Raw genomic sequence first — 4,324 nt, 5'->3', positions numbered from 1 at the left:
TCCTTGGGGTGGGGGTGGTGCGTTCTGGTGCAGTGTTTTCCCTGGTCAGCCGGTTTGCGGACGAGGCTCCGGGTATAGGAGGAGCACGGTCCCGCGCTCTCCTACTCGGATCCCGTCGCATCGCCACTACCAGGAGAGCGCGGGTCCTCGCGTGTGTCCAGCCCCTTACCCTGTGGGACGTGCTTGACCTTGATCTCCCGAAATCCCCCGACACCGGGTTCGCCGTCGGTTTCGACCTCGATCTGACGCTCGCCGACACCCGCGCCGGGATCAGCGCCGTCTACGCGTCCCTCGCCGCGGAGACGGGCGTCCCGATCGACACCGACCTGGTGGTGCGGCGCATTGGCCCGCCGCTGGAGGAGGAGCTGGCCTACTGGTTCCCGCCGGACGAGGTGCCCGCGATGGCGGCGCGCTACCGGGAGATCTACGCCGGCATCGCGATCCCGGCGACCGTCCTGATGCCGGGGGCCGTCGCCGCGCTGGACGCGGTGCGGGCCAGGGGCGGGCGCGTGGTCGTCGTGTCGGGCAAGAACCAGGCCGACACCGAGCGGACCGTGACGTTCCTCGGGCTCGCGGCGGACGCCGTGGTCGGCGGCCTGTTCGGCGCCGACAAGGGCGCCGCCCTGCGCGCGCACGGCACCGGCGCCTACATCGGCGACCACACCGGCGACGTGGACGCCGCGCGGGCCGCGTCGGCGACGGCGGTGGCGGTCGCGACCGGGGCGTTCGACTCGGAGGCTCTCGCGGCCTACGGCGCCGATGTCGTCCTGCCGGACCTGCTGGCCTTCCCGGAGTGGCTCGGCGGGTACCGGACGGCCTGAGTCCCGGCCGAAATCGGGGTGCCGTCGCGAGGCGTCCCGGATAGCGTTCAAGGCGTTGCCCCACGGGGCCTCGCGGGGGTGCCCGGCGTGTTCGCCGGCCCGCGGCGAGGCATTAATCTTGGGGGCGATTCAGGACGATTACCGAACGAGGTTCCCGGTGCCGACTGGCAAGGTCAAGTGGTACGACTCCGACAAGGGGTTCGGCTTCCTCACCCGCGACGACGGCGGTGAGGTCTTCGTGCACTCCTCGGCGCTGCCGGGCGGGGTCACGGCGCTCAAGCCGGGCCAGCGCATCGAGTTCGGCGTGGTCGAGGGGCGGCGCGGGCAGCAGGCGCTGCAGGTCCGGGTGCTGGAGACGCTGCCGTCGGTGGAGAAGACCATCGCCAAGCAGCGCCGCAAGAAGCCGGACGAGATGGTCGTCATCACCGAGGACCTGATCAAGCTGCTGGACGTGATCTCCAACACTTACCGGCGCGGCAAGCACCCGGCGCCGGCGGAGGCCAAGAAGATCGCGACCGTGCTGCGGGCCGTCGCCGACGACCTGTCGTCCCCGTAGTCCGGGCGCCGTGGGTCAGGCGCCGCGGGTCAGGCGCCGCGGGTCAGGCGCGCATCTCGGGGTGCGCGTCCTTGATCGTGGCGGGCCGGCCCGGCCGGCGCGCGCCGCGGTGCGACCCGGCCTGGCGCATCACCAGCAGCCCGAACGCGAGGGCCAGGGCGGCCGCGACGATCGCGAGGGCGACCCGCCCGTCCGCGACGATCGACATGCCGAGGCCGAGCAGCCCGCCGGTCACCCAGCTCAGCTGGTGCAGGGTCTCCGACACCGCGAACGTGGACGAGCGCATCTCCTCGCCGGTCTCGCGCTGCACGACCGCGTCCATGGACAGCTTGCCGAGCACCTGGCCGAGTCCGGCCGCGGTCGCCACCGCGAGGGCCGCCCACAGCCCGAAGAACGCGGCGCCCGCGGCGGTGACGCCGGTGACGGCCGCCAGCGTCGCCGACACGATGAACCGCGGCGCCCGCGCCTTCATCCAGGCGCCGAGCGCGGTGCCGATCAGGCCGCCCGCGCCCGCGCACGCCGCCAGCAGCCCGAGCGCGACATGGTGCGACACCGGGTCGAACCGCTCCTGCCGCAGCAGGAACGCCAGGTAGATGATCAGGAAGCCGGAGAACGCGCGGAGCACGGCGTTCGCCTGCATCGCCTCCGCGACGACCGGGCCCACGCGCGGCAGCACGCGCCGGAGCAGGCGGGGTTTCGCGGCCGCCTCGTCCGGTTGCACTTCGGGGACGTCCACGTGCGCGGGCAGCCGCATGGTGAACACGACGCCGAGCAGGAACACGACCGTGCCGATGCGCAGCACCCAGCCCGCCCCGATCAGCAGCGCGAGCCCGGCACCGAGCGGCGCGGTGATCGACGCCGCGATCAGGCCCGCGAAGGCCGACCGGGCGTTCGCCGTCACCAGCGTGATCTCGTCCGGCAGGACGCGCGGGGTGACCGCCGCCCGCAGGACCCCGAACGCCTTCGACAGCACCAGCACCCCGAACGCCGCCGGCAGGAACGTCACCTGGTCGCCGTGCGGAAGCGCGCTCGCCATCGCCCAGCACAGCAGCGCCCGCATCACGAACGTGCTCGCGATCGCGTACCGGCGGACGTGCCGCGCCCGGTCCAGCGCCGGGCCGATCAGCGGCGCGACCAGCGCGAACGGCGCCATCGTGACGACGAGGTAGAGGGCGACCTGGCCGCGCGCCTGGTTGACGTCCAGGCCGAAGAACAGGGTCCCCGCCAGCGCGACCGTGACCAGCGCGTCGCCGGCGGAGTTGAACGCCGACGACTCGATCAGGCTGCCGAGGCCGCTGCGGCCCGCGCCCTGCGCGTGCGTGACGCGGCGGGTGAGCCGGCCGGTCCCGAGCACGGCCGAGCAGCCGCCGCGGCAGGCCCGCGCCACGCCCCCGGCGACGGCGCGCACCGGCCGTCCCGCCCGTGTCCGGTCTCCCATAAGCCCTGATCTCTCCCCTGCGGTCGTCCCGGCGGTTCGTCGTGGCACGGCCATTCGGAGTGGCTCAATTGAGAGTACGTTCCCCGCTGGGATGCGGGCTCACCTCGCGGAGACCGCGGACCATGTGCCCGGCCACGCCCTCGGATGGGCGAGAATTGACGGGTGAGCCCACAGCGTCAGTCCAGCCCCGCGCTTCCCGCCGCCGCGCGCACCACCTCCGGGCCCGCCCGCCGGACCCGCACGCCCGCCGTCGACACCGCCTGCGCCGAGGCCGTCGACATCGCCCGCGAGTCCGCCGAGGACATGGCCTCCCCAGACCAGGTCGGCGAGCACCTCGGCGTCCGCCCCGACGCCGACCGCGTGGTCACCCACTACTTCACGTGCCTCGACCCCGCGTACACGGGCTGGCGCTGGGCGGTCACCGTGACCCGCGCGTCCCGCGCCAGGAACGTCACGGTCAGCGAGTGCGTCCTGCTCCCCGGCGACGACGCGCTGCTCGCGCCGCCGTGGGTGCCGTGGCTGGAGCGGCTGCGCCCCGGTGACCTCGGCCCCGGCGACCTGCTGCCCACCGCGCCCGACGACGTCCGGCTCGCCGCCGGCTTCACGCAGGTGGACGACTCCACCGACCGCGAGGCGAACTGGGAGCTCGGCCTCGGCCGCGTCCGGGTGCTGTCGCGCGAGGGACGGGACGAGGCCGCCGCCCGCTGGTACGACGGCGTCGCCGGGCCCCGCGCCCCGATCGCCGCGTCCGCCCCCGCCCAGTGCTCCACCTGCGGCTTCTTCGTCGCGCTCGCCGGCGAGCTGCGCCAGGTCTTCGGCGTGTGCGCCAACGAGTACGCCCCCGACGACGGCCGTGTCGTCTCCGCCGACCACGGCTGCGGCGCCCACTCCGAGGCCGTCGACATCCCGGCCGCCTCCGAGCACAACCCGCCGGTGATCGACGAGCTGGGCTACGAGGTCGTCCCCGCCGGCGGTGCCGAGGACACCGCGTCCCTCGACGACGAGGCCCTCGGCCACAGCTGATCCCATGGAGGACGTCTTCGGCGCGCGGGCCCTGCGGGAGCGGGTCCTGCGCGCCTGGGCCGAGTCGCCGGCCCGCTTCCGCGAGGACGCCAACGCCGAAGAGGACCACGCCCTCGGCGGCTACCGCGACCGCCTCGTCATCGAACTGGCCCAGAACGCCGCCGACGCCGCCCGGCGCGCCGCCGTTCCCGGCCACCTGCGCCTGACCCTGTCGGGCACCGTCCTGACCGCTGCCAACACCGGCGCCCCCTTGGACGCCGCGGGCGTGGAATCCCTGTCCACCCTCCGCGCGTCGTCCAAACGCGACGACACGCGAACGGCGGGCCGCTTCGGCGTCGGCTTCGCCGCCGTCGTAGCCGTGACCGACACCCCCGCCATCGCGTCGAGAATGCCGCCGGACGTCGATCACGACGGTGGTGGCCAGGCCGCTTCGGGTGCGGTGGGCGGCCGGGCGGGGGGTGTCGCCGGGGTCGAGTGGAGTTCGGT

General features: G+C 74.4%; 5 protein-coding genes. 4 read left to right on the top strand and 1 reads right to left on the bottom strand.

Annotated elements, in window-relative coordinates; all coding sequences use genetic code 11:
* Positions 1–179: 179 nt before the first annotated feature.
* Positions 180–821: an HAD family hydrolase gene (locus E1293_RS44975; protein ID WP_132205959.1), complete on the top strand. Its 642-nt coding sequence runs from the start codon at positions 180–182 to the stop codon at positions 819–821.
* Positions 822–978: 157 nt separating this feature from the next.
* Entirely contained in the window at positions 979–1,377 is a 399-nt protein-coding gene (locus E1293_RS50430) for a cold-shock protein (RefSeq protein WP_132205957.1), read from the top strand.
* 43 nt (positions 1,378–1,420) lie between these two features.
* Here E1293_RS50430 and E1293_RS44965 read toward each other — a convergent pair whose 3' ends face one another.
* The gene (locus E1293_RS44965) at positions 1,421–2,815 is read right to left on the bottom strand and encodes an MFS transporter (RefSeq protein ID WP_207939502.1); all 1,395 of its coding nucleotides are present in this window, start codon (positions 2,813–2,815) and stop codon (positions 1,421–1,423) included.
* A gap of 162 nt (positions 2,816–2,977) precedes the next feature.
* On the opposite strand from E1293_RS44965, the gene E1293_RS44960 reads away from it, so the two are divergent.
* Positions 2,978–3,838 carry a DUF3027 domain-containing protein gene (locus E1293_RS44960; protein WP_165978694.1) on the top strand — a complete coding sequence of 287 codons (861 nt, stop codon included), beginning with the start codon at positions 2,978–2,980 and terminating at the stop codon, positions 3,836–3,838.
* Positions 3,839–3,842: 4 nt separating this feature from the next.
* A partial coding sequence (locus tag E1293_RS44955) for a sacsin N-terminal ATP-binding-like domain-containing protein (RefSeq protein ID WP_424923731.1) occupies positions 3,843–4,324 on the top strand: 482 nt, incomplete at its 3' end.

Origin of the sequence: Actinomadura darangshiensis (assembly GCF_004349235.1) — a bacterium.
Classification (GTDB): domain Bacteria; phylum Actinomycetota; class Actinomycetes; order Streptosporangiales; family Streptosporangiaceae; genus Spirillospora; species Spirillospora darangshiensis.
Note: the sequence above shows the minus strand (reverse complement) of the source record. Positions and strands in the feature narration are given on the sequence as shown.